Here is a 24388-nt window from a genome sequence, read left to right on the forward strand (position 1 = left end):
TAAACAATCGAAGCTCGCAAGGAGCAATTCTCTTTATATTGTTGGCAGTGATCCAATCATCGCAACTCAGGGGAAAGGTAAAGACGTTATAGAAACCACAAAAGTATACATCACGAAAACTTAAATATAACAAACTGTTCAAGAGGGATTCGCAACGCGTGGCATTTTCGCTATGCGTTGAATTTAGTGATTAAGGTGGTATGCGGCGGCTTTTTTGCGTTGCTCACCCCTTAACAGGGCGTTAGGGCAATTAAACCTCACCAATCTCATGCAGACGTTTAATTTCACGTTGTTTGCCCTTATGGGTGATGATATACCCAGTTAAAGAGCCCCTATTATCATATACCTCATCTATAAACCCATTTTTTTCTAATTCATCAAAGTAGAAGCTTGCAATGTTATGCTTTGCATTAATAAGCGCGAGAATTTCTGCTTTTGAAACCGGCTCATTATAGTTGAACATCTGTGACAGAATTTCTGTATCCAAAGACGAATTAGGGATCGTTGTTAGGGTGCTCTCATGGTTAGACTCGGTGATGATAGTCCTTTGTTCTTGCTCAATTAGCTTATTATTAAGTTCATGTATTTGGCTAGTCAGTTCTGATATTACAGATTTCTGTTCTTGAACTGTAGATTCTGCCTGTTGTAATTGTTCTTCAAAATTTGCCTGTAGCTGATATGTAGCCGTACGGATTTTAATTGACTGCTCTACAGTGAGGAGTTGTTGATTTTCAGCTGCCTGTTTTATCTCGTTTAATTTTTTTTGCTGCTCTAATGTATGTTTATAAACAAATTGTGCCGGAATTGGGTACACAAACAAGTAGAAAAACGATGTTATTAGAGGTAACGCTAAGCCTTGTCCAAAAAACTCCCAGTTATCGCTGTAAAGAATGGAAATCATTCGAAGTTTTTCGTTATATGTTAATGACGAAAAAATTAACAAAATAAACTTATAGTTCCAGAGCGACCAAGATACGGTCAAACTACCTAATAATGGGCTTATCGTCCTCGTATATAGATAAGATTGGATAGAATTGATGGTGTCTTGAAACATATATTGAATACTAGAATGAAAAATGATGCGTATAGTATCATAAAAATCGCCCTAACAAACGCCTCAAGAGGGACTGTCAACGCGCGGCGTTTCCAGTCCCACTGAGCCGTGGTGGTTAAGGTTGTTATGTTTGGGTTTAGTGTTAATGCGTTGTCAGCCCCTTAGGCGGGCGTTATGTAACAAGGAGGGTTCAGCTAAATGGAAGTAGTATCTGAAAGGCTGCGGATGAAGCCATTATCGGAAAATGACTGGCCTTTATTTCTGCAACTCCATACGAATCCTAGTGTCATTTCACTTTGTTTCGATGAACTGCCAAAGTCAGAAATTGAGAGTAAATTTAAATCTCGATTAGCACCTTGGTTTGTAAAGTCGAAGCATTGGCTATGTTTAGTTGTTGTCGAGTCCAAAACGGACAAAGCAGTAGGTATAACAGGTTTTTGTGTTAACGATTCTGTTGCTGAAGTTGGGTTTATGTTTTTGCCCGAATATCATGGACTCGGGTATGGTACAGAGTCACTGCAAGCTCTCATAAATTATTCAATGTCAGAGTTTGGCATCGATAAATACAGTGCAGTTGTCACTGAGGGTAACATTGGTTCCGAAAAGGTACTTACAAAAGTGGGTTTTGTACTCGATAGGATAGTGCCTCAAGCTTATGAAATCGGTGGTCATTTGTACGCAGACCATGTCTATCAATACGTGTAAAATTGTTACATAACAAGGCGTTTAAGCGGGATTCATGCCGCGTGGCATTTTTGGTATGCGGTTGGTTTTGGTGCTGAAAGTGGTCTGCGGAAGCTTGGTTTAGGCGGCACTCACCCCTTAACGCAGCGTTAGGTGCCAATCAGTTTTTAGAGCCGTCAATAATAATTCATGGAGAAAAAATGCAGTTTGCTAGGACATTTCAATATAAAAAATGGGCAAACGATGAGTTGCTTGAGCTAGGTGAAAAACAGTTTTCACAATTACCAGAAAACGATGCGACCTTTTTCGTTCGGATTTTAAATCATACAACGGTCGTGGATAGTCTTTTCATCAGTCGCATTTTAGGTGAGCCAGAAAAGTACAGTGGTGACAATACAGTCGAGACACCCTCATTATCTGAGTTACGACGAACATTGAATGAGCATGACTTATGGCTTGTTGATTTTACACAGTCGGTAAGTGCAGATGAACTCAAACGTAATGTGACTTTCCGTTTTATCGATGGTGGTTTTGGGCAGCTAACAGTAGAAGAAATTTTGCTGCATTTACTGACACATGGCAGTAATCATCGAGGTATGGCCTCAAGAGTATTAGCAGAAAATGGTCTTGAGCGTCCGAAAGATACTTTTACCCGCTATTTACACGAAACAGAGCCAACAAGAAGAGAGAGTTCGGGCACCTAACAAACGCCTCAAGAGGGATTGCGAATAGAAGGTTAACTAATTGAAATAAAGTAATATTTTCATTTTTTGTTTGCGCTAGGGGGCATCTGAGGGGAACAGCGATTTATTCTTTAAAATTGTGACAGATATCTCAAATAATTGTGCATTCTAAAAGTTGTTTTTATCATACCAAGATAAATCCACAAAGGTCTCATTTGTATCTGTAAAACGGATATGGACAAAATCGAGTCTGCGACTTTGGTAAATTAGCATCTAGCGGATAATCTGAGGTATTGCAAATCCTCTTGTCGATTGGTTAAAGCAACTCATCTATTCCAGTTCTATAACCGGTTGAAATTGTCTCTTGATAGCATGAGAGGCATAACCAGAATTACAGAGAGAAAATGTCTTGTAGAAACATCGGTTATACCGGCCAACTGACACACGCTCTAACAGCATTGGTGATCTATCTTGACCTTTCGCAAAAATGACCACCAAGCCTGCTATTGGACTTAACCCTACTTTTTCAGAACCAAGAATCAACGAATATCAGTCGGAAACATGAGAATCGTACCCCAGTATTAGTTCCACTAAGTTGTCAACACTCACATCCTGTACTGGAACCTGCAATTTATCTTGACGATCTAAGATATAGTCAGGAACTGGCTTCGGTGTGGGGATTACCTCCTTAGGAAGCTGTGAAAGCATGTTCTCACTCTTTACCTTTAGGTTCTCATATCCCAAATAATCTGCTAACTTGATGAGTTCTTCTAGCATTGCTTCGTGCATCATCCATACGAACGCTCGTTTGTGTTTCTGGCGAATGAGATTGAAGTTCTCCTCTGTTCCTACCTTTTCTGGGTCTATTTCTGCTTTATAAGCATCAGGATCTTCCATCACGATCCGTTGCCGGTATATCACAAGCATTCTGCTATAATCTCTCACTACTGCGGCTAGGTCTTCTTCACTGGGTGGAGATTTCTCTGCTAGCCTTTCTGGTTTCAAGCGCACCGGCATGAAGAACTGGAAATCGATACCGGATAGAAACAGCATAGTGTCAGCTACCATGGCGGATAATTCAGCTGTAGGGAAACATCCGCGTGCGATAGCCAGTCTTTCATCCTTGGATAGAGTGAATAAGTAGTTTTCCCCTAAGTTCAAAGACAAGTACTCGTAGAGGTGTTCCGGTTTTAGCTCGATATCTACTTCTGGCAATCCGATAAGACTACGCCCTAACGTGTTGTTTTCTTTTACGAACGGACTAAGGTCGAACTCACTATACAGTGCTGAACGACATGGTGAACTCGCCAATGCGGTAAAGAAGTCACGACGTGAGTTCTCATCTGGATGGTCTATAATTGCCTCTAAAAACTCACCAAGAACCCTCTTGAACTGTAACGTACAGAGTCCACCAGTGTGCACTACGGCCATGCTAATGAAACGAACCATGGCATCAATAGCTCTCCTCGTGCCATTTTCTATATCACTATGAGCCAACACTTGAATACACTCAGCTATATTCTCAAACAATAGAGCGGCATTAAATATCTCATCGTCCCGACATACTTGATCGAAGAGACTGGTGTATATACTACACTGCACGCCATAAGGGTCTTTACTACATATATAGTCTCGTAAATAATTCTCTATGAGCTGCAGCTCTTCATAAGACATCGAAGGAGCTATCTCCATCAATTTTTTCTCACGCATATCACGCCAATTATCTATGGTAATCGAAGAGTCACGACGCGGTCTTTGTAGGATAAAGGTTGGAGTTATATCGAGTAACGCATCCACGCTGGGGTATTCTTCTTGAAAGATATAGCCCCAAGGATTTGAGAATTTTTCGTGAAAAACTGTTGAACCAGCAATATTGAAGCTTATTGAGTTTGAATGTGAGTATGGTTTACCATTATTTCCAGTGAAAGGTTGTTCCCACGCAGGGAAAGCTGATTGAATCTGGTTTCCTCTCAGTTGTATTCGCAACTTTATAGTTTTTAGAGGGGCGTTAACCAAAGCGTACCCATAAAGTACTCCAGCTCCTTGTTCTGATGTTGGGTAATTAGAATCATCTTTATCAATATTATCAAAGGCTTCGGTGAGAAGCTTGATAATATCATCTTCGGTGTATTCTAAAGGGTATAGCGTCTTCCAAAGGTACCCTGATTTATAATAGTTATCAGGTTGCATAGTTATTTTAGCAGCGTTACCCGTAAATAACTGTCGTGGAATTTTTAAGGTAATAACTCCGTTCTGAAGCTCTCGAGCGAAGAACCAATCGTCATGTCTATCAACATCATATTCAAGAAGGTGTGCGATGTTTGTATGGTGTGATAGTAGTTTCTCCCAACCGTCCCATGTGTGAAGCCCACCAGAGAGAACTACTTCGGTCGTTCTGACACCTTGTGAACTTACCGGTCTAATTGCAGTATCACCGGAAAAAATATGTTTGAGAGCAGATTCAGTTAACTCATATTCTCCTTTCTTCCCGAAGTGAATAGGGTATACCTTTGACTGTGTCATTCTCTCAACAATCTTAAATGGTTCTTTTTTTGAGCGTAAGAACTCTCGCAGTTTCTTACGTATTTTTTTCATCCTGATCTTAGAACCAACTCGCCCCATCAGCATCACCTTTAAGTATATTCCTGCGTCAAAGATACACATTTAAAACTCTAATGTGCGTGTTGCAACGCACTATTTTTTATTCTAAAACTTGCTGATTCTCTGTAACGTCTTCAGGTGCGTAACAAACTTTGGGTCACAAATGAGTCAGCTCAGATCAAGCTGACTCGAAGATGGACAGAAGCACGTTAGAGTATGGATTCTAACGTGCCAAAACTGGATTAGAATAAGTATCTTGAAGCCTTAAATGCTTGTTAGTTTTTATTGACCGCAGGGTGGTTCCATCTGTTTTTTAAATAGATTCCATTTATCAGCCAGAGCAATGGATTTAGAGTACAGATAGTTAGCACTAAAAATGCGTACTTATTTTTTTTAAGTACGAAATATGCCCCTATGCAAAATAGAAATAATATAAACGATACGAAGTACTCACCATTAACAATGGAAAACATCAAATACAAGAATGATGAGAATGCTCCTAAAGCTCCCCAAACAGACCACCATGTAAAACCCAATTTAGCTTGCTTTATCGCTTCATGTTGATCTTTAGCCATACAATCATTAGAAACAATCTCAAAGCCATCTGCTTGTAACTGCCTTATTTCTTCGCCAGCGCTATCATTGAGCAAATTTACAGCAATATACAGTTCTGATTTAACCAGAACATAAAATGGAGCGCTCTCGGGTTCACTCTTCCTAATTTTAACGTCGCCCAGTTTATTGAAATTATTCTTAACGAACGAAAAAGTATCTTCTTTTATCGGAAAGCCACAACCTACACACAGCTTTGCTTGATCCGAGATGCTCTTTTTACATTCAGGACATTCAATTAATGCCATATTTACTCCTTTACTACGATCTCGATACTGCTTTTTCTTTCTACAGCATACCTGCGCTCGATAAAGGCAGGGAGTTTTTCATCCAGATAGGCTATGGCACGCTTGTCCATACGACAGCCAAAGATTATAGCGGTAATCCATTCTGGTTTATAAGAGACTAACGTGTAGTTTGGTTCCTGCTTATTGATAAGAGGCTTCATGTCTGAGCCGAACTGGACCCTGTACTCGCTTTCATATTCCCACTCTGTTAACTTAATTTTAAGAGCTTCCCAGATTTTCCTACCGACTTCTCCATTATCCAGTAGACCAAATTGCATTTTAAATACATCAAGCAGCTCAAAGCGAGCTATTGAATCTTGATAAATTACTTTTTCTGCGTTTATATCTTTGACGTTCCATTCTAGACAGAAGCCTTTATGAGAATTAGCGTAATGTGACCACATGAGATTATTGTCAGGTTTATCCGTTAAACAAAAAAACAAGTATTCATCGAATTTTTGGTTTACATTTCTACGGAAAGCTTCAAAATTTCTTTGTCCAGCCTCACCAAAAAATAACTGTTTGAACTCGTGCTTTTCCGCACCCTTTAGCTGCGCGTGAACGGCTCTAAGCTCACTTTTAGTGGGTATGATGAAATCAATTTTGGAATCAAAAAGGTCGTTGAAATTTGTTCTTTTCGAAAATGTCACTTGATTATTCAATACGTTTTGGATGGCATATTCATTTTCAAGGTTTTCGAAATTATAAACCGGACAATACTTGTACAGGCTTTCCAAATTTTGTACTCCATTGATATAACAATTTATTAGATCCCAAAGTGGGGTATTTAAACACCTCACTTTGGGATTTTTTGCGCATCCGCCGGACACTTGGACTTAGCATAAGCGCATGTTTTGAATAGAGTATCATCATACTCCAAAAAATCACGAACGAGAAAATACGACAAAGTGGGGTATTTTCTCCATATCTCACGACAGGATTAGAAAATCTATGGAAAACTCTCGATGAGAGAGTGATGACGTTAGCTTTAGCCAACAAGGAAAGGGGCAGAAGTGTTTCAGCCAAGACTGGCTGAAACTAGCTTTGGATTAATCCAAGCTATATCATATTGCTAATAAAAACAATTAGCGCTAGTCATATGATGGCTAATTCCGGTTTTAAATTGTATTTAATTTTTTAAAACGATAATTGACTATTATATTTAATAGTAATTTTGTTCGAATCGCAACATGGTTGTAGTGGTATTAATATTGACTTGGAATTGTCTGAATGTATAAGTTAATCGTCTATTTATATTTTATAATTCAATTGAATTAAAGTATTAAATATATTGTCATTATTTCCAAATTATGTATTGACATATTTGCCTTTCAGTTTATTCTTGTATTAAAGCTTGGCTTGCTAAGCAAAAGATATAAGAATAACAAACATGGAAATACTATTATCTATTCCGCTTCGTATTGAAAGAAAATCCGCCGTATTAAAGAGGTTAGGTCTTTCTAAAGCCACATTACATCGTTACATAACTAAAGGGATATTCCCTCCGCCTATCAATATGGGAGAGAAGTCAGTTGGCTTTCTCTCTTATGAAGTTGATGCTTATATTGCTGCATCTGCTATTAATGCTGATAAGCTACTACTTGTCAAGAGTTTAATTGCGAAGCGTGCTGACCTAAAAAGTAAAATACCTTCACTTTATGATGAGTGAACGAAATAGAGCAGCCCTTAAGTAGGACTGCTTTTGTCATATTCAATAATAATGAGAATAAAGAAAATGAAGATAAGTATAAGTGCTGACCGCACAATAAAAACATATTTGTATTGCAGTCTATCAAGTGTTTTATTATCGCTGCTGGATAGTAAGAGTAGTAAGAGTAGTAAGAGTAGTAAGAGTAGTAAGAGTAGTCTTACCACTCTTACTAGCGGAGGTAGACTCTTATGGCTATGATAAATGAACAAGAGTTAGAGCAAGCCTTTAATGCTGCCATGGAAGAAGAGAGCAAGAATCCGAAGGTGGGATTACCATTTTCTGTGTATTTAGCTCCTTTTCTTACTGATAATGCTCCTGCAAGTATGACAGCACTAAGGCAACTGGTTGGAGGTGATCATTCGAAAGCTCGTATAGCTTTTAGGGTGATTAAGGGGGCATTGAAGCCTTCCATAGTTAAGAGAGAAAGGCCGGAGTGGTTCTTAGATGTACAGAAATCAATATATAAAAATGTAGAAGACCTAATGAACCAAGCTTGGGCTTATATCGACCAGGATATTCAAGCTACAGCATTGAAGAGGTCCGAGATCATTGAAGCTGAACTTAATCTAGTTCGCGCTGAAAATGTTGAGCTGTATGCAGCTATTGAAGACTTGGAGTCTGTTGAAACGGCTAAACTTGATGAGTTATCTAAGCTCGAAAATGAAATACGAAAGCTTAAATCTATCAAAGAGGATATCGCTCGACTAGAACTGGAGAATGATTATCTTCGGAAAGATAATGAAAAATTAAATAATAATTTATTAACTAAAGATGAAGAGTTGAAAAATCTTTGGAAATTGCAGATTGAATTTAACTATATAAAGTCATTATCAGATAAATATGAACAAGAAATAAGTACACTTAAAGCTAATATTAATCAATTGATAACTAAGATTCCTGCTGAATATTCAAAGGATAATATAGCTAATCAGGCAATGGATATATCTGAAAAAGTACAAGCTGAACTCAACAACCTGAAAGACATCGATGTGTAAAAATAAATCGAACAAACATAACGATAAGATCTATATAATATAAATAGGCGGTAAATATGAAACGACTAAAACTCTGTAGAGTTAATCAGAGTGCGTTGCACTCTGATAATTCCTTACTTAATTCACTAGTGTGTATTGAGCACGAAATAAGTAGTTTGACGAAAGTTGAACTACTTAGTAACCAACTACGGTCACATCCAACTTTTTGCCAAGGCAAAAGAGTTGAACGTGACCTGTTGGCGAGAGAAGTCTCTCTCGACTCTCTAGCAACCCCACAAGGAGGTTGCTAATGTCCTTGACAGCTAAACACATCCATCTGTTTTTTCGTACTATAAACAGCTCGTCTTCACCAGAGGACAGGAAAAAATGCATTATATCTCTTATGCACTCACTTCGAATTGAATCAGAACAAAATCACAAGAAAAAAGATATTGAGTGGAATTCTGCATTAAGCGATCAAAACCTGATTTGGCGAAATGGTGAAGTACAGCCATTACATGAGTTGAGTTCAGAAGACAAGAATACGCTACTTGAAGATATTGCTCCGAAACCAAAATTGCATAAACAAAAAACGCTTCTAGAACATAGGCGCAAGAAAAAATTCGCGTTAAAGAGTTCTTTACGCTCACTGAGTGCAAATGGGTACATTGAAGCTGTTAACGCATTGGATACTGTGCTCGTTCAAGATATTGGTGCAATAGATGCCTCATGCATTGAGCGTTTTGAAACATTGGATATGTCTCGGAAACAACAACGAGTTAAGCAACTGAGGGAGTATGTTGCTCTTCATAACAAACTCTATGACGTTGCGCCCGAAAATTCTACGTACGTCCAAGAGGGGATATTTAAAATACCGTCAAAATGGGATGTTGGAACGGATGTTATTTCGCTACAAGAATACATAAATTTTATCGTTAAGGTGCTGAGTCGTCTTTTCCCATACCATGATATCAAAGCTGTTGTTGCTCATGATGATGAACGAACTGAGCAAGAAAATACTGGGGCGCATATTCACTATTTTTTGAGCGGAAGAAATCGTGTTACTGGTGACTATGATTTACGTAAAGCGATGATAGCTGTTGTGAATAAGTATCTGAAAGTATTTGAAAAATATTCCAATGAAGAATTATTCAGCCCAGATGGGAAGTTAGAATATAAAGAGACGCAAAAACTAGGACACAATTTGCAACAACTTATCCAAGTCCTTGCAAATGATGCGTTACTCAAACGAAAAAATCTCAAGGCCGTGTTTACTAGTGATACTGAAAAGAAGAGCGAGCAGTATCGTCAGATGATACTGCAATCGAAACTGCGTAAGAGCGCTCGTGATTTTAATTACTATACAAAGCGAATTGAAGATAGTGAAAGAAAAGTAGCGTTATTCAAAGAACAGCAGCAGTTAGCTTATCAGAAAGCTCTGGAATCAAACAATGAAGTGACAAAGCTACAAGATGAACGTCAATCATTAACTGATGAGATTCAAGCGATGAAAGATACGCGAACTATCATCGAAGACGCTACGAAACACGGAATGTCAGCATTGGATAGCATCCGTGAAGAGTTTGAAGAAATGCAAACGACAGTGAACAAGTTATCTAAAGCTGAAGAGGAAAAGACTCGCGATTTAAGCCGCCTAGATAAGCTTATTGAGCAGAGGAAACAAGAGCTGCTAGAAATTACTCAGAATATAAAATTTGAGTTGATAAAGCTCGTAAGAGGGGTTTTCACGTACTTTGTTAGTAAGAGCAACAATCGTGCTAACCTGTCGGTTTTGAATGAGTTAAAAGATAAAATAGAGAAAAAGTTGGTAGGTAAATTTCCCGCTGCGGCTAATCCACTTCTTTCTAGTCTTCGAGAGCTATTCACTGATGAAAAAAATCACGAACGTGTACGCGATAGCAGTGAGTACGAGCTGTAGGGCGACTTTTCGTTCACATGGCCAGCTCCACGCTGGCTTTCTTTCTGTGCCCTAGGGAAAGCTGTTTTCATTTAAAAAGAAATCGAGATTCGGTAGGTATTTGTTGGATTAGTTCAACTTTTCATTAAGTGTGGATGAATTGTGATGAATTTTTCATGTTTTATTTTAAATACAATATGTTATAAGACTATTATGGAAAAGTGAGATTAGAAAATTTCACTTAAATCTGTGGTGAAATCTAAAGTAGGAATTAATTTGATTCGTCTGGACTCAACCATTGTTTGAATCCTTTGAGTAGATCTAAATTACCTTTGCCCCAAAGTTGCTTAGCTCAACAACCTTGACTCGTTACCATTGCCGTTAGTTGACCAACTTCAGCTAATGATTAATTATGTACATAGTTTACTATGATGTTTTAGGCAGAACGTGTCTGTATTTGAGATCTGATTAGCTAATCGCCTAACTTCTATAGAGCTAGTTGGGCAAAGCTTAGTCGGGACGAATGAAGGGTTGAAAGGATTACACAAGGTATTTTATACGGACACGTTCTGGTAGGCGTTGTCTGTCTAATAACTGTTATGCTACCGAGTCAAAATTGACTCAAATTTAACGTTTTGCATTAACAGAACGGTTCGTATAGTTTTGTTAGCCATTGTTGTATTTTGGATTAACAAATGACTAAGAAGATATACGTTATAAGGCATGGTGAGACGGTGTTTAATTCAGAGCAAAAACTGCAAGGACATTGCAATTCGCCGCTCACGAACAAAGGAAAAGCACAAGCACGTTCAGTTGGCGCTGAGTTAAAGAAGCGTTTGTCTGGACACAATTATCAAGTATATTGCAGCCCGCTTGGCCGAGCCGTACAGACTGCAAGTATTATCTGTGAAGCAATTAATTTTCCCCAATTAGATTTGTTGCACGATGATCGCTTAAAGGAGTTTTCATTAGGTGCCTGGGAGCAACAAATAATCCCTGATTTAGTTGAAAACAATCCTAACTTGCTCGATCAAAGAGATTGGTATCTGCGTGCTCCACAGTGTGAGTCCTATGAATCTGTCCGCAATAGACTACTCTCATGGCTTTCTGAGTTGCCGGATGAACAAGATGTTGTCGTCGTGAGCCATGGCCTTACAGGAATTGTTTTGAGAGGGATTTTACAAAATTACAGTTATGAAGATGTTTGGGTTCAAGATTTACCGCAAGATGCGTTTTTTGTAGTCGAAAACGGCGTTGCAGAAAGGGTGGAGTGTATGCTTAACGAGGCAGTAGCATAACAAGGCGCTTAAGTCGGACTGCAAACCTGTGGCGGTTTTAGTTCAAATTGGCTAGTGTGTTTACTGTGGTTATTTGAAGTTTAGTGGTGTTTGCAGCCACTTAGCTTAGCGTTAGCTGGAAAATTAAAAGAGCAGTTTTATTCTTGTTTTGTGGTTCGAGCTTTACACCTGAAAGTTCAAGCTTCTCAACTATCTCGCCAGTGGCACTTTCATTTAAGTGGTTGAATTCGACTAGACCGTTTTACTTTTAATAGTGTGTTTGTCGAGTTCTTTGGCGTGGTTTCTTTGACGTTGAAAGAGGTTCGTGACTAATACAGTTCTTCGCTTGTTATGGTTGGCTTCATCGTAATTTTTCTTGGTCGGTTATGTTTCGTGGGCTAGGTTTAAGTTTTGTAGCTATCCCTTTTACATTGTGTTCGTATAGTCATAATGTATTTCAAATTATGCATTTGGGTGCAAACATCAAGCTTCAACGTAACCAGCTAACAAGGCGCTTAAGCCGGACTGCAAACCTGTGGCGGTTTTGATTCAATGGGCTAATGTGGTTACGGTGGGTATTTTGAGTTTAGTGGTGTTTGCAGCCACTTAGCTTGGCGTTAGGTGCCAAACTAGCACTGGCGAAACAACAAACAAAGGGATGTGATGCTTAATGTCAGATAGAGTTGCAGATAGCACAATTAAAGGATTTTTATATCAATTTAATAAAACTATTCTTGAGATAGCTAATGCGGACGATGAAGACGTAATTACTGTTGAAGGTGTAGTAGAAGACGTAGATGTTCTGTCCGCCAGTGGCGAGCTGGAAGCTATTCAATGCAAATATCATGAGTCCAAAGAAAAATTCACACCAAGCCTAATATTTAAGCCTTTGCTCCAAATGGCCGAAGCGTACGACAAGAATCCAACAGCAAAGATTAAATACACAATTTTCATTTACGTCCTGAATGAAACTCATGGCGAGAGAAGTATTGAGCTTTCAACTCTAGACTCTGCGTTAGCGACCACTGATAAATCCTTATTAAAGATCGCATCTAGGATCTCAGGAAAATTCGATAAGGATGAATTCTTAAAGAATACAAGGATTGTTTTTGGCCCTTCTTTAGATGAAATTGAAGATAGCACGAAGGATGCTCTAGAGTTGCTCGGAATTCAAGGGAGTGATGTTGGTACTTTACTTTACCCAAATTCGATAGCAATAATTGCGAAATTGTCGAGCACTAAAAATGAAGCCGAGAGACAGATAACTAAGGCAAAATTATATAGCTACCTTTCAAACGCCACACATACAGCAATATCTAAATGGACGCTAGCACTAAAAAATCGGAGCGAAATACTTAAACGTATCAAACAACAGCTCTCCAGTTCTTTCTCTCAAAACAGCCGAGACAGATATTTTTATATTAACAAAAATGACATTGATGATTACGAAGAGAAAGTTGTTGTATTTTTCGGGAATTACATAAAGAAATACTATTCGAAGCCGAGCCATCTTAAGGCACCAACATTTATTATTAATGATAATTTTGACGCAATCAGGGATCTTGAGTCTCGATTGTACAAGAAAGGAATAAAAGCAAATACAGGACTTGTGGGGAACGATTTTGAAGTGGATCATTTTTTCAGAGATCCTATGAAAAAAATAATCAGTAATAATATTGAAGAGCGTGAATTCGATCTTAGGTTATTAGCAATGGACTCTGAAAAAGATGCAATAAATCATAGAAAAGGTGATGACTTGTATTTGGTTAGTAGCGAGACGCCAAATAATATTGAGCTAACTGATGTGAACTTTTATCAAGTTGGAACAAGCAACTTTAACGAACTTGAATATGTAATAGGGATGAGGAATTGCCATGAGTAAAGTTGGACACGTATTATCAAGCTCGCCAGATAAGGTATCAATTGGAATTGGTAATCTTAAGACACTTGAAGAAAACAAGACTGATTTACAAGTTGGTAAATTCCTAAAGATTGAAGATGGTAATCAGAACTATGCAGTTGCCATTGTAAACAATTTGACGGCTCAAAAATCAGAGAAAGACGGTGCTGTCGAATGGAGCTTTGTGATAGAGGCTTCACCAATCGGAGCGCTAATAAATAATGACGATAAACTTGAATTTAAAAGAGGAACTCAAGTTTTGCCTGTCCCTACGGAGATTGTACATACCTTTGGTACAGAAGATCTTTCCATAATATTTTCAGATGATAGCAGCTTTGGATTTGAGATTGGTCGCCTGTCAGGCAACCCTACCGTACCGTTTTGTATAGATGGTGATAGGTTTTTTGGCAAACATATCGGGGTAGTGGGATCTACCGGATCTGGTAAGTCGTGCGCTGTGTCTAGTCTCATTCAAAATGCAGTTGGTATCGCCAATGCAAAAAATTCGAATAGAGAAAGTCAAAAAAACTCACACGTTATAATTTTTGATATTCACTCAGAGTATTCGTCAGCCTTCACTATTGATGAAAGTGAAAACTTTAGCCTAAACAAACTAGATGTTGATAATCTGAAACTCCCATATTGGCTAATGAATGCTGAAGAATTAGAGTCTATTTTCATAGAAAGTAATGAGCAAAATTCACACAATCAGCTATCCCAGTTTAAGCAAGCCGTTATCTTAAATAAAGAAAAAAATAATCCAGAGTTAGATAAAGTTACATATGACTCTCCTGTATTTTTTAGTATTGAGGAGGTTTATAACTATATTTACAACAAGAACAATTTAACTGTTTATGAAAAAAACTCACTAAAGTACTTTGCAACACTTGATGAAGAAATTGAATATGACGAAGATCGTCTATGGCATAAGATTAACTTTTTATCATCAACTGGAAATGCGAAGCACGAAACTCTTGGGGTAAAGGTTTCAAAGGAAGGAGGTTTTAATGGTGAGTTTGATCGGTTTATTTCACGACTAGAGACCAAGTTAAACGATAAGAGGCTGGCCTTTTTACTCAAGCCTGTTAAAGACGATTGTACAGCGTTTAAAACGAATGACTTCAGTGAAGTAATCAAACAGTTTTTAGGGTATATCGATAAATCCAATGTTACTGTTGTTGACTTGAGTGGAATACCATTCGAGGTTTTGAGCATAACCGTAAGTCTTATATCTCGATTAATGTTTGACTTTGCATTCCATTATTCGAAGATAAGGCATTCTACAAATCAAACCAACGATATTCCTTTTTTGATTGTGTGCGAGGAAGCACATAACTACATTCCAAAGACTGGCGGCGCCGAATTTAAGGCTTCCAAGAAGTCTATTGAAAGAATTGCAAAAGAAGGACGTAAATACGGTCTGAGTCTAATGGTTGTGAGCCAACGCCCGTCAGAAGTGTCAGAAACGATTTTTTCACAGTGCAATAATTTCATCGCGATGCGACTTACAAATAGAGTCGATCAGAACTACATCAAAGCTTTGTTGCCTGATAGCTCAAGTAGCCTTATAGATTTATTACCATCGCTCAACCAAGGCGAAGCCTTTGTGGTTGGTGATTCTGTAATTATTCCAAGTCTAGTTCAGTTGCCAAAGCCAAATCCAGAGCCTAAGTCTGCAAGCATCGATACTTACAAGGAATGGGCTGAAAGTTGGAAAGATATTACGTTTGATAAAATAGTAGAGCGGTGGAGAAAGGAGGGCTAGGTGTGAAGCACCTAACAAGCAGCGGTTGTCGGACTGTTAAAAGTTCCGGTTTCGCCTCCTCTTTTAACAGCCGCAGAGCTGGGCGTTATGTTACTGAATGAACTCGGAGTTTGTAAATGAATGAGGTTATATCTACGGCGTCCGTGCAAAACGTATTAGACAAAGCTCAGGCTTTGCCAATGAACAAAGCCTTAAGTTATTTAAAGAATGCTCTTTACGATCAAAGTGAAATTGATTGGGAACACTTTGACACAATGCTAGAAATGTACAAAGAAGATAGGGATAGTCTTTCCGCTGAGTATATTTGCGTAAACTTATGTCTAGGGTGTGGTGAAATCGAAGAATAGCACAATTATTGGGTGGATTAACATTCCAGTTCGCATATCCTATTTTTCGAACAACAGGAGTGATAGGTAACTCAGTAACATAACAAGGCGTTATATTTTTAAGGAGTTACGGTGGCAATTACGAAGGATTCAATAGAGTGGGCAATAGATTTTTTGGTAGATCATTCTGATGGAGACTTGTTTCCACGAATTTTAGAACTTCAAGCTATTAGCGAGCAAAAAACTGATTTTATAAACTTGGTCGAAAATAAGCCATTAAATCAGCTAGCCCCAATGCCTTGTAGGCGATTTATTGTGCCTAAGGATGAGCTATCTTATCGACAAGCAACTCAACTTCATCCACAAGACTCTATAATTTTATCAGCAATTATGCACCAATTCGGTCAAGGCATAGAAGATAGAAGGTTAGATAAATCTAAGGTATACAGTTACCGATTTTTACCTACAAAAGATCATGGGTTGTACGAAGAAAAGGCAGCATGGAATGAGTTTTGGAGTGAAGCAAATCAAAAAAGTAAAAACTATAGTGCAGTTCTTTATTGTGACATTGCAGATTTCTATAATCAGATCTACCACCATACTGTTGAAAATCAATTAATTTCATCTAACTTTTCTAACCAAGCAGTAAAATGGATCATTAGTTTACTTGAATCAACAACTGCCGGAGTTTCTCGAGGAGTGCCAATTGGTCCTCATGGCATACACTTGATTGCAGAATCAACATTGATACCTGTTGATAATAGCTTGGAAGTCAATGGATTGGTTTTCCAAAGATATGCAGACGATATTCTGATTTTTTGTGAATCAGAAAAATCAGCAAAGAAAGCATTATCCCTCTTAGCTGGCATTTTAGATAAGCAACAAAGGTTAATGCTCCAAAAGCATAAAACTAAAATATACACGCCGTCTGAATTTCAAAATTTGTGTACAGAAATGATAGAGGACCGCCCTATATCTAATGAGGAAGAAAAACTATTGGGTATCATTAAAAGATATACAGGCGGAAATCCTTATAAAACGATATCTTATAGCCAAATTCAGCCTACAGATTGGGCTAATTTTTCTAGCACAGTTGTAAGTCAAATCATTCAGGACTACTTGAATAAATCAGATGTTGATTATATTCGCCTGCGTTGGTTTTATCGCCGCTTAACTCAAGTTGGTCACCCTGGTGCAATAGACTTGTCTATTTCTGAGTTTGAGAATCTCGGACCTTGTTTAGCTAATATATGTACATATATTTCGTCAATTCAATCTATAAGCCCGACAGATTGGAAAACGGTAGGGGACAAGTTACTTCAATTGCTTGAAACAGATGAAATACAGCAAAGTGAGTTTTTTAGGCTATCTATTTTGAGTTTATTTACAAAAAACGATCATATAAATCACTTTTCAAGTTTAGCAATGAAATTTCAATCTAGTGACCCTTTTGCTCGTAGAGAGATTTTATTGGCGGCAACTAGAAATAAGGCATTTGATTGGTTAAGAGAGCACAAAGAGGGTTATGCGTACATGGACCCTTGGCAAAAAATAGCCTTTATTTATGCGGTATCAGGGCTTTCACAAGACGAAAAGAAATATTTCATTAATCGCTGTATCTTTAATGGTCCATTTGAAGAGGCATTGGCTAAGTGGAGCAAAAAAATATAACAAACGATCAAAGAATCAGCATAATTTTCCTAATCCGACCGAAGTGTTTTAGGTCATCAGGTCTGGCAAACTTCTGTCCATATACGTTTTACAGATATGAATGAGACCTTTAGGTCTCATTTTCTATTAATGCCCAAACATGGGCTATATCCTGGAGTGACAATCCGTTTTCCGCTGTTATTAAGTAGACTTGAAACTCTGGATACAGATTTAGCCCTTGTGAATCAAGAACGATATTAGGGTAAGCATCATCACTTAGCGAGAAATTGATGTCATGCTCTTTGGTAGGGTTGCGACCTTTGAGCTTTACAAAAAAGTCAGGGTGAAGGTGATGAGGTTGAAAACCGTTATTGATGAAAAGTTCCGTCATGCTTTCTGGTTCGTCATATAAGCGATAACGCCAGTGAGAATGTACTTTTAATCGAGCTTCTGTTGCTTCTAATAGTTTGATTAAGTTATTGGCAGCGTCAGGTATCAATTTAAGCTTCGTAAGCTGCCCTGATTGATAAGCATCAATGCCTTTCTGTTGGTGCTCATCATTGGAGGGGTAGAGAATACCGCTAATGGATGTATAGATGACGGGGCGTTGTTCAATCTGAATATCAACGCAGAATGCACCTTCTCTCGATGGGTAGAATGGGCTGGCTTTACACCAGCCGCGTTGTTGCCAATGGCTCAGCTTATGTTCAAGAATTTGTTGTGCTTTATGGGTGAGCGTCATGCTTTTTACTGTTCTCATAGAGTTATCCCGTCATGTTGAGTAAGCTGAGCATTGGTTGGTTGGAATCGCTTTCATAGCACTATGAGCGATACCCATCCGTTAATTGGATGCACTCTTTGAGTTGTTCAATTCCTCCGAGTTGAGCCAATAGAGTTTGCTGACGACGACGTTTGAAATGAATGATATTCATATTAGGATTAGAGCGAATCTCATGAATCATCGACATCAGCAAGATGGCATCGTTCTGTTCAAATCCGAGCTGATATAGCTGAGAGGATAAGCTACATTCAGAGGGGCATTGTGCGCCCTCATCCATCACTGCAATTAAGCTTAATACTTGTGGTTGATTGAGTTTTAGCATAATAAAATCTCCATTTTGAAGTTTTTTAGGTTGCGAAAATCCTTCGCGCTCTGGTAACTAGAGTGCGATATATACGTAGATAATATGAAATTGTGAGAAGGCTACTCTCGCTAGCTTATTACGTCTTCGGGTTTATATTGACCTGCAATCGAATAGTATTTTCCTGTAGACTGCACGATAAAGTCGCTCCAGTAATTCATGATTTCTTGACGTTCTTCTAAATATTCATTTTTATTATAAGCAGCACGAACACGGTCTTTGTCTAAGTGAGAAAGTGCTACCTCTATAGCATCCTTATCAAACTTTTTCTCATTCAGCTTCGTACTACCTATCGATCGTAATCCATGTGCTACGAGCTTTCCTTTCAAGGGCGTAGCCTGTAAGGCTGAATTTACTGCATAAGGACTAATGTGTGGAAACTTGCTACCAAGTTTGTCAGTGGGAAATACGTATTTGTCATCCCCAGAAATGGCTTTCATATGTTGAAGAATTCCAGCGGTATAGATAGTCAATGGAATTCTATGCTGGCGCTGCATTTTGGTCATGAAGTCCGGTATAGTCCAAAGATTTTCATCCAAGTCGATGTCACACCAACGCATTGATGCGAGTTCTTCTGCTCGAGTAAGCGTATGGAACTGCATTTCGAAAGCACAGCGAGTGACATGTTTCATGTTGCAATTACTCATAATCCTCATAACATCACCCAACTCCTTTGGATCAACGGTTGGCATTGACTGAGATATCGGCTTCACAAAAACGTCTGAAATGGCATTCAAAGGATTTGATTCAACAAATGAATGGTTAACGGCATGATTCATTATTTGATTCATTATGGCGCAGCCACGTTTTACGTTCTCCAATTTCCCTAATGCAGCTATGGGTTCGATTACTTTGATGACACCAGATGCGGTTATATCAGTAACAGGCATATTTGCGAGAGCAGGGTAGATATTCTTTTTCAAGAAAAGTCGCTTACGATGTGATGTTCGAACTTTATTATGTATTTTTGCCAGATCCGTCTCATCGAAATCAGTGTTATTTTGTCTAGCCAGTTTTTGTGCTTCATCAATTAATGTTTTGCGCTTCAATGCTTCCTTGTCTTCTTGCATTTTTAGAAAGTTTTCAGCGACAAATAAGAACGTGTTTTGATGTTTAATTTGATGTTCTAATAGTAGTTTCTCACGATAGATTTTTGGGTCTATGCTTTGAGCAAGTTGAGTACGGTACTCTTTGGCTAATGTTCTAGCGTAAGTGAGCGATGTGTCTGGATATGCACCTAAACCCAGCTTCATACGTTTTTTGGTGTGAGGATGTGAATAGACAAATATCCAATTTTTCGTTCCATTAGGGCGAATTCTAAGAAATAAGTTTCCACCGTCTCCGAGCGTATATTCTCTATCACCTGCTTTTGCTTTTTTTATTGTAGTGTCATGTAGTTTATTGATCCCAGCCATGCTGTTACCCCTTAGTAAAATGTTCTGTTCCCCTTCACATTAGCGGTGAATCCAGTGGGGCACAAGGGGGGCAAAGAGGCGTGAGACTCAATGAGATTGAAAGATATCAAAAAGAACAAAAACTATTTCATATCAATGTGTTATGCTTTAATTTGAGACTGTATTAGACTATATGAATCGTTAGTCGAGATTCTCAAGAGGGACTGTCAACGCGTGGCGTTTCCAGTCCCATTGAGCCGCGGTGGTTTCAGTTGTTGTGTTTGAGTTTAGTGTTATGCGTTGCCAGCCCCTTAGGTGGGCGTTATGTTTAATCACGTAAAATCAGTTGGTTGCATCTTTTCTTTGCTTTCTCAGGTTTCTAATTTTGGTCTTGTCGGCAAGTTACGTTTAGTGGTCGCTGTTTTCTGGACTCCAATTCGTGGGCGCTAAAAATTCAGAGAGTTGCCTCATTGAAATCCAGAGTGTAGGCGAGGTGAGTGACGTGATTTTGATTTCAAAGTTAAAACCCCGGTTTTTCGGTTTCTCACGTTAAAACTCAAAGTCAGCACAATTAAAATTATGAGTTAATTCAGCTTTTTAGCTTGTAACTTTGGTTTTCAAAGATAAGTCGAGTTAAGCTCTTGGTATCGCAAAACTTAACCCTTTGAGTCTTAAACATAACAAGGCGCTTAAGCGGGATTCATGCCGCGTGGCATTTTTGGTTTGCGGTGATTTTTGTGGTGAAAGTGGTGTGCGGAAACTTGGTTTAGGCGGCACTCACCCCTTAACGCAGCGTTAGCTGATTTTCGGCATCATAAGAAAAGGATTTGTGCGTGAAAAATACAGAAATAGTAAAAGAGCTTTGGACTAAGTTCAGCCAAGGTAATTACGTTGGCTGTGAAGCATTACTCCATGAAAATCTGAAAGTCTTATGGCCGACAAGCCGTGAATTTTATGAAAGCAGAGATGATTTTATTACGGTAAATGAAGCCTTTGGCAAAGACTGGACGTTCGAAATTCTGTCACTAGAAGAAACCATGAGCGATAAAGTAATCAGTGTGGTTCATGTTTCTAGCCCCAGCTGCCCAGACAGTTTTTATGCGACAAGCATCTTTAGTTTTGTATCAGGTGTTATCACCAATATGGAAACCTATTGGGCATTTCAAGATAAGCAGCCAGAATGGCGTAGAAACTTAAGTAAGGTGTATTGATCAGCTAACAAACGCCTCAAGAGGGACTGTCAACGCGTGGCGTTTCCAGTCCCATTGAGCCGCGGTGGTTTCGGTTGTTATGTTTGAGTTTAGTGTTAATGCGTTGCCAGCCCCTTAGGCGGGCGTTAGCTTGTAGGAGAACAAATGACTGTAGATTGGCGTGATAAATACATAACAGAAAAAGGTTTTCGTTTTACAGAACTAATAAACGATGACTTTTTTCAACCTTTCAGAGTCTTATATCAAGCAGGACATTATGTTTCTAGCATTAAGCTTATGCTTGTAGCTGTTGACTCGATTGGCTATATCGAGTTTGGCGGAAGCTCTAGAGGTGAAGATACCCCGTTTGTTAAATGGTTAAATGAGTATGCTGACTTAACCTCAGTCGAGGTTACTCCTAGAGAGCTTTGGGAGCATCGAAATTCACTTTTACACATGAGTAACTTGGATTCAAGGCAAGTCCAAAAAGGTAGCATAAAACGCTTGGTAGCTTATGTCGGCAGTATTCCTCCGGAAGTTGAGTTGTTGGAAGAAAATGCTAAATATTATGACTATCGAGCGTTAATACATGAGTTTGGTCAGGCTTGTAACAAGTGGATTCAATCATACAGTGATGATCCATCAAAGTTTGATCAGTTCATTCAACGATACGATCTCATTGTGTCAGATTCACGTATGCTCCACATTCCACTTACAAGCTAACAAACTGTTTAAGAGTGATTCGCAACGCGTGGCATTTTTACTATGCGTTGATTTTAGTGTTTAAGGTGGCATGCGGTAGCATCGGCATTGCGTTGCTCACACCTTAACAGGGCGTTAGGCCATTCATCATAATTCGGAGTTTACAATGTATAAAATAGTATCTGTGCATAGTTATGAGGATGGTCTGAGTGCAGCGATTAAATTCATCCACTCAGTCTGGGGTACAAAAAATAATCATGTGTTTTATACCGATGCGATCTCTCATTCGAGTCGAGATACTGAACATATCCCCCAGTTCTATTTACTCACATACAATGGAAAGGTAGTTGGATGCTATGGACTAATACTAAACGACTTTATTAGCCGACATGATCTGTATCCTTGGTTGTGCAGTGTCTATATTTCTCCAGAACACAGAGGCCAACGGTTGTCTGGAACTATCTTCTCACACGCTAAAGAGATAGTGAGAATGATGGGTTACTCAAATTTGTATCTTACAACTGGGCATGATGGCTTATATGAAAAGTTTGGGTGGATAAGAATTGAAGATGGATATAGCCCAGAAGGTGAAGTAAGCAGGATTTATAAAATAGCCTTGTGACATTTGCCTAACAAACGCCTCAAGAGGGACTGCCAACGCGCGGCGTTTCCAGTCCCAATGAGCCGCGGTGGTTGCAGTTGTTGTGTTTTAGTTTGGTTGTTATGCGTTGCCAGCCCCTTAGGCGGGCGTTATGCTTAATCCATAAAAATCAGTAGGTTGTGTTTGTCGATTCCCTTGGCATTTCGTTCAGATTTTGTCGGCAATTCAATATTGTTTGTCGCTGCCTAATGAAGCGGCAATGTATCTGGTGCTGAAAATTCAGTGTTATTGCCTCATTGAAATGTTGAGTCTGCGTGGGGTGAATGTTGCTGTCTCAAGTTGTTTTGAGCAGTTTGGTGCCTTTACTTACAGGCTGAAAGTCAGTCGGCAATTGAGCATTGTTTTGCGCTGCCTAATGAAACGGCAATGTGTCTGTCGCTGTAAATTTCAGTGTCATTGCCTCATTGAGTTGTCGTGCCCATGCGTGGTGAGTGAGTTTGTCGGAGAGGTTTTCCACATTGGCCTAGTTGCTAAATGGAAGCCTGCATTGGTTAGTTCATAGGTAAAATTTGAGTCAGTTCTAACTCAAGAAAATTCGAAGTTTTGTCAATAATTTCATTGAGTTATTCTTGAGTGGGTTCAAATGTAAAGTGTTGAAGCTTAAGCATAACAAACGCCTCAAGAGGGACTGTCAACGCGTGGCGTTTCCAGTCCCATTGAGCCGCGGTGGTTACTGTTGTTGTGTTTGAGTATAGTGGTATGCGTTGTCAGCCCCTTAGGCGGGCGTTATGTTTAGTAACGTAAAATCAGTTGGTTACATCTTTTCTTTGTTCCTTCATGTTTCTAATTTTGGTCTTGTCGGCAAGTTATGTTTAGTGGTCGCTGTTTTCTGGACTCCAATTCGTGGGCGCTAAAAGTTCAGAGAGTTGCCTCATTAAAGTTCAGTGCGTTTGTGAGTCGAATGAAGCGATTTTAGTTTCAACGTTTGAGCACCAGTTTTTGGTTTCTCACGCTAAAATTCAAGAGCATTAGAATCAAATTTATGAGTTAATTCAGCTTTTTAGCGTCTGATTTTGCTTTTCAAAGTTAAGTCGAGTTAAGCTCTCGGTATCGCAAACTCAACCCTTTGAGGCTTAAACATAACAAGGCGTTTAAGAGGGATTCATGCCGCGTGGCATTTTTGGTATGCGGTTGGTTTTGGTGGTGAAAGTGGCTTGCGGAAGGTTGGTTTATGCGGCACTCACCCCTTAACGCAGCGTTAGCCATTAATCTGCACTTTGAATGGTTGGAATCAAGATAAAAAACTAGTAAGTTCTTCATAAGAATTAGTAGAAATATGAACAATTTCGGAATTGATAAAGATTGGAATGGTTGATGAAAATTAAAACTTTATTTATTTCAATTGTTGTTTTATTGACGTTTAGGCTTTTTTATGTTGTGGATACACTAGAGAATATTATTACATTTAGCTATGTTTGGTTCGCTGGTGTTGGTATGTTTTTAATTACTTTTTTTCGAGATAAAAGCTGGGTGGTAATATTGCTTGGTGCGTATTCAGATAATCCGATAGCAATTTTTCTCTATCGTTTCTTTTCTATTATGATAATGATCGTCATCCAAGTAGTAATTTCGAATGATAAGAATTTCCCATAGGCAGGGAGTCTTGATGTTTCATATGAACGTTTCTGAGGTATTTCTTTCCTAGTTAAAGGGCTTTTGTCAAGAAGCATGAGTTGCCAAAAATTCATGGCTAACAAACGCCTCAAGAGGGACTGTCAACGCGCGGCGTTTCCAGTCCCATTGAGCCGCGGTGGTTACAGTTGTTGTGTTTGAGTTTTGTGGTAGTGCGTTGCCAGCCCCTTAGGCGGGCGTTAGCTTCTTAAAGACAGAAATCATCAAAWCCAAGCTCAATCGTTC

22 protein-coding genes are annotated in these 24388 nt (G+C 38.9%); 15 read left to right on the forward strand and 7 right to left on the reverse strand.

Annotation, left to right across the window (positions count from 1 at the left end):
- Positions 1–250: 250 nt before the first annotated feature.
- On the reverse strand, positions 251–901 hold the full coding sequence (locus D908_RS20175) for a hypothetical protein (protein WP_005525499.1): 651 nt from the start codon (positions 899–901) through the stop codon (positions 251–253).
- Between the two features lie 351 nt (positions 902–1252).
- Between D908_RS20175 and D908_RS06430 the strand changes: the two genes are divergently transcribed.
- Together D908_RS06430 and D908_RS06425 are read left to right on the forward strand one after the other, a co-directional pair.
- The gene (locus D908_RS06430; protein WP_005525500.1) at positions 1253–1759 is read left to right on the forward strand and encodes a GNAT family N-acetyltransferase; all 507 of its coding nucleotides are present in this window, start codon (positions 1253–1255) and stop codon (positions 1757–1759) included.
- Positions 1760–1938: 179 nt separating this feature from the next.
- Positions 1939–2442: a DinB family protein gene (locus D908_RS06425; protein ID WP_005525501.1), complete on the forward strand. Its 504-nt coding sequence runs from the start codon at positions 1939–1941 to the stop codon at positions 2440–2442.
- Between the two features lie 528 nt (positions 2443–2970).
- Here the strand turns inward: D908_RS06425 and D908_RS20180 are convergent.
- The 3 genes from D908_RS20180 to D908_RS06415 all read right to left on the reverse strand — a co-directional run bounded on the left by D908_RS20180 (position 2971) and on the right by D908_RS06415 (position 6658).
- Positions 2971–5043 (reverse strand): hypothetical protein, encoded by a 2073-nt coding sequence (locus D908_RS20180; RefSeq protein ID WP_005525502.1) that lies wholly within the window; start codon positions 5041–5043, stop codon positions 2971–2973.
- Positions 5044–5297: 254 nt separating this feature from the next.
- Positions 5298–5882: a hypothetical protein gene (locus D908_RS06420; RefSeq protein WP_005525503.1), complete on the reverse strand. Its 585-nt coding sequence runs from the start codon at positions 5880–5882 to the stop codon at positions 5298–5300.
- 2 nt (positions 5883–5884) lie between these two features.
- The gene (locus D908_RS06415; RefSeq protein ID WP_005525504.1) at positions 5885–6658 is read right to left on the reverse strand and encodes a DUF2971 domain-containing protein; all 774 of its coding nucleotides are present in this window, start codon (positions 6656–6658) and stop codon (positions 5885–5887) included.
- Between the two features lie 653 nt (positions 6659–7311).
- Between D908_RS06415 and D908_RS06410 the strand changes: the two genes are divergently transcribed.
- The 8 genes from D908_RS06410 to D908_RS06375 all read left to right on the forward strand — a co-directional run bounded on the left by D908_RS06410 (position 7312) and on the right by D908_RS06375 (position 17463).
- On the forward strand, positions 7312–7590 hold the full coding sequence (locus tag D908_RS06410; RefSeq protein WP_005525505.1) for a helix-turn-helix transcriptional regulator: 279 nt from the start codon (positions 7312–7314) through the stop codon (positions 7588–7590).
- Positions 7591–7820: 230 nt separating this feature from the next.
- Positions 7821–8627, forward strand: coding sequence for a hypothetical protein (locus tag D908_RS06405; protein WP_005525506.1), 807 nt, complete (start codon positions 7821–7823; stop codon positions 8625–8627).
- Positions 8628–8916: 289 nt separating this feature from the next.
- Positions 8917–10545, forward strand: a complete 1629-nt coding sequence (locus D908_RS06400; protein ID WP_005525507.1) for a hypothetical protein — start codon at positions 8917–8919, stop codon at positions 10543–10545.
- A 674-nt stretch (positions 10546–11219) separates the two neighbouring features.
- Positions 11220–11822 carry a histidine phosphatase family protein gene (locus D908_RS06395; protein WP_032467657.1) on the forward strand — a complete coding sequence of 201 codons (603 nt, stop codon included), beginning with the start codon at positions 11220–11222 and terminating at the stop codon, positions 11820–11822.
- Positions 11823–12471: 649 nt separating this feature from the next.
- Positions 12472–13683 (forward strand): hypothetical protein, encoded by a 1212-nt coding sequence (locus tag D908_RS06390; RefSeq protein WP_005525509.1) that lies wholly within the window; start codon positions 12472–12474, stop codon positions 13681–13683.
- Positions 13676–15466: an ATP-binding protein gene (locus D908_RS06385; RefSeq protein ID WP_005525510.1), complete on the forward strand. Its 1791-nt coding sequence runs from the start codon at positions 13676–13678 to the stop codon at positions 15464–15466. Before D908_RS06390 ends, D908_RS06385 begins: the two co-directional genes overlap by 8 nt.
- Before the next feature lie 116 nt (positions 15467–15582).
- Positions 15583–15813, forward strand: a complete 231-nt coding sequence (locus D908_RS06380) for a hypothetical protein (RefSeq protein WP_005525511.1) — start codon at positions 15583–15585, stop codon at positions 15811–15813.
- A gap of 111 nt (positions 15814–15924) precedes the next feature.
- Positions 15925–17463, forward strand: a complete 1539-nt coding sequence (locus D908_RS06375; protein WP_005525512.1) for an RNA-directed DNA polymerase — start codon at positions 15925–15927, stop codon at positions 17461–17463.
- 109 nt (positions 17464–17572) lie between these two features.
- Here the strand turns inward: D908_RS06375 and D908_RS06370 are convergent, their stop codons facing one another.
- The 3 genes from D908_RS06370 to D908_RS06360 all read right to left on the reverse strand — a co-directional run bounded on the left by D908_RS06370 (position 17573) and on the right by D908_RS06360 (position 19999).
- Entirely contained in the window at positions 17573–18202 is a 630-nt protein-coding gene (locus D908_RS06370; protein WP_134815420.1) for a hypothetical protein, read from the reverse strand.
- A gap of 61 nt (positions 18203–18263) precedes the next feature.
- Complete coding sequence (locus D908_RS06365) at positions 18264–18545, reverse strand: hypothetical protein (protein WP_005525514.1); 282 nt, start codon at positions 18543–18545, stop codon at positions 18264–18266.
- Between the two features lie 110 nt (positions 18546–18655).
- Positions 18656–19999: a tyrosine-type recombinase/integrase gene (locus tag D908_RS06360; protein WP_005525515.1), complete on the reverse strand. Its 1344-nt coding sequence runs from the start codon at positions 19997–19999 to the stop codon at positions 18656–18658.
- An 812-nt stretch (positions 20000–20811) separates the two neighbouring features.
- Here D908_RS06360 and D908_RS06355 point away from each other — a divergent pair.
- The 5 genes from D908_RS06355 (at position 20812) to D908_RS06340 (ending at position 24124) form a co-directional block, all read left to right on the forward strand.
- Entirely contained in the window at positions 20812–21189 is a 378-nt protein-coding gene (locus D908_RS06355; RefSeq protein WP_005525517.1) for a nuclear transport factor 2-like protein, read from the forward strand.
- Positions 21190–21333: 144 nt separating this feature from the next.
- Positions 21334–21891, forward strand: a complete 558-nt coding sequence (locus D908_RS06350; protein ID WP_005525519.1) for a hypothetical protein — start codon at positions 21334–21336, stop codon at positions 21889–21891.
- A 145-nt stretch (positions 21892–22036) separates the two neighbouring features.
- Positions 22037–22492: a GNAT family N-acetyltransferase gene (locus tag D908_RS06345; RefSeq protein WP_005525525.1), complete on the forward strand. Its 456-nt coding sequence runs from the start codon at positions 22037–22039 to the stop codon at positions 22490–22492.
- Between the two features lie 193 nt (positions 22493–22685).
- Positions 22686–23033 carry a DUF3709 domain-containing protein gene (locus tag D908_RS0119630; RefSeq protein ID WP_082321000.1) on the forward strand — a complete coding sequence of 116 codons (348 nt, stop codon included), beginning with the start codon at positions 22686–22688 and terminating at the stop codon, positions 23031–23033.
- Positions 23034–23845: 812 nt separating this feature from the next.
- On the forward strand, positions 23846–24124 hold the full coding sequence (locus tag D908_RS06340) for a hypothetical protein (protein WP_005525528.1): 279 nt from the start codon (positions 23846–23848) through the stop codon (positions 24122–24124).
- Positions 24125–24388 lie beyond the last annotated feature (264 nt).

Origin of the sequence: Vibrio mimicus CAIM 602 (genome assembly GCF_000338875.1) — a bacterium.
Lineage (GTDB): Bacteria > Pseudomonadota > Gammaproteobacteria > Enterobacterales > Vibrionaceae > Vibrio > Vibrio mimicus.

Excerpts from the sequence above, each read along its gene's own strand:
- D908_RS06420 (WP_005525503.1), bottom strand. The coding sequence starts at position 5,882 with ATGGCATTAATTGAATGTCCTGAATGTAAAAAGAGCATCTCGGATCAA.
- D908_RS06380 (WP_005525511.1), top strand. The coding sequence starts at position 15,583 with ATGAATGAGGTTATATCTACGGCGTCCGTGCAAAACGTATTAGACAAA.
- D908_RS06405 (WP_005525506.1), top strand. The coding sequence starts at position 7,821 with ATGGCTATGATAAATGAACAAGAGTTAGAGCAAGCCTTTAATGCTGCC.
- D908_RS06395 (WP_032467657.1), top strand. The coding sequence starts at position 11,220 with ATGACTAAGAAGATATACGTTATAAGGCATGGTGAGACGGTGTTTAAT.
- D908_RS06345 (WP_005525525.1), top strand. The coding sequence starts at position 22,037 with ATGTATAAAATAGTATCTGTGCATAGTTATGAGGATGGTCTGAGTGCA.
- D908_RS06410 (WP_005525505.1), top strand. The coding sequence starts at position 7,312 with ATGGAAATACTATTATCTATTCCGCTTCGTATTGAAAGAAAATCCGCC.
- D908_RS06370 (WP_134815420.1), bottom strand. The coding sequence starts at position 18,202 with ATGAGAACAGTAAAAAGCATGACGCTCACCCATAAAGCACAACAAATT.
- D908_RS06425 (WP_005525501.1), top strand. The coding sequence starts at position 1,939 with ATGCAGTTTGCTAGGACATTTCAATATAAAAAATGGGCAAACGATGAG.
- D908_RS06390 (WP_005525509.1), top strand. The coding sequence starts at position 12,472 with ATGTCAGATAGAGTTGCAGATAGCACAATTAAAGGATTTTTATATCAA.
- D908_RS06350 (WP_005525519.1), top strand. The coding sequence starts at position 21,334 with ATGACTGTAGATTGGCGTGATAAATACATAACAGAAAAAGGTTTTCGT.
- D908_RS06360 (WP_005525515.1), bottom strand. The coding sequence starts at position 19,999 with ATGGCTGGGATCAATAAACTACATGACACTACAATAAAAAAAGCAAAA.
- D908_RS06430 (WP_005525500.1), top strand. The coding sequence starts at position 1,253 with ATGGAAGTAGTATCTGAAAGGCTGCGGATGAAGCCATTATCGGAAAAT.
- D908_RS06340 (WP_005525528.1), top strand. The coding sequence starts at position 23,846 with ATGAAAATTAAAACTTTATTTATTTCAATTGTTGTTTTATTGACGTTT.
- D908_RS20180 (WP_005525502.1), bottom strand. The coding sequence starts at position 5,043 with ATGGGGCGAGTTGGTTCTAAGATCAGGATGAAAAAAATACGTAAGAAA.
- D908_RS06385 (WP_005525510.1), top strand. The coding sequence starts at position 13,676 with ATGAGTAAAGTTGGACACGTATTATCAAGCTCGCCAGATAAGGTATCA.
- D908_RS06365 (WP_005525514.1), bottom strand. The coding sequence starts at position 18,545 with ATGCTAAAACTCAATCAACCACAAGTATTAAGCTTAATTGCAGTGATG.
- D908_RS20175 (WP_005525499.1), bottom strand. The coding sequence starts at position 901 with ATGATTTCCATTCTTTACAGCGATAACTGGGAGTTTTTTGGACAAGGC.
- D908_RS06400 (WP_005525507.1), top strand. The coding sequence starts at position 8,917 with ATGTCCTTGACAGCTAAACACATCCATCTGTTTTTTCGTACTATAAAC.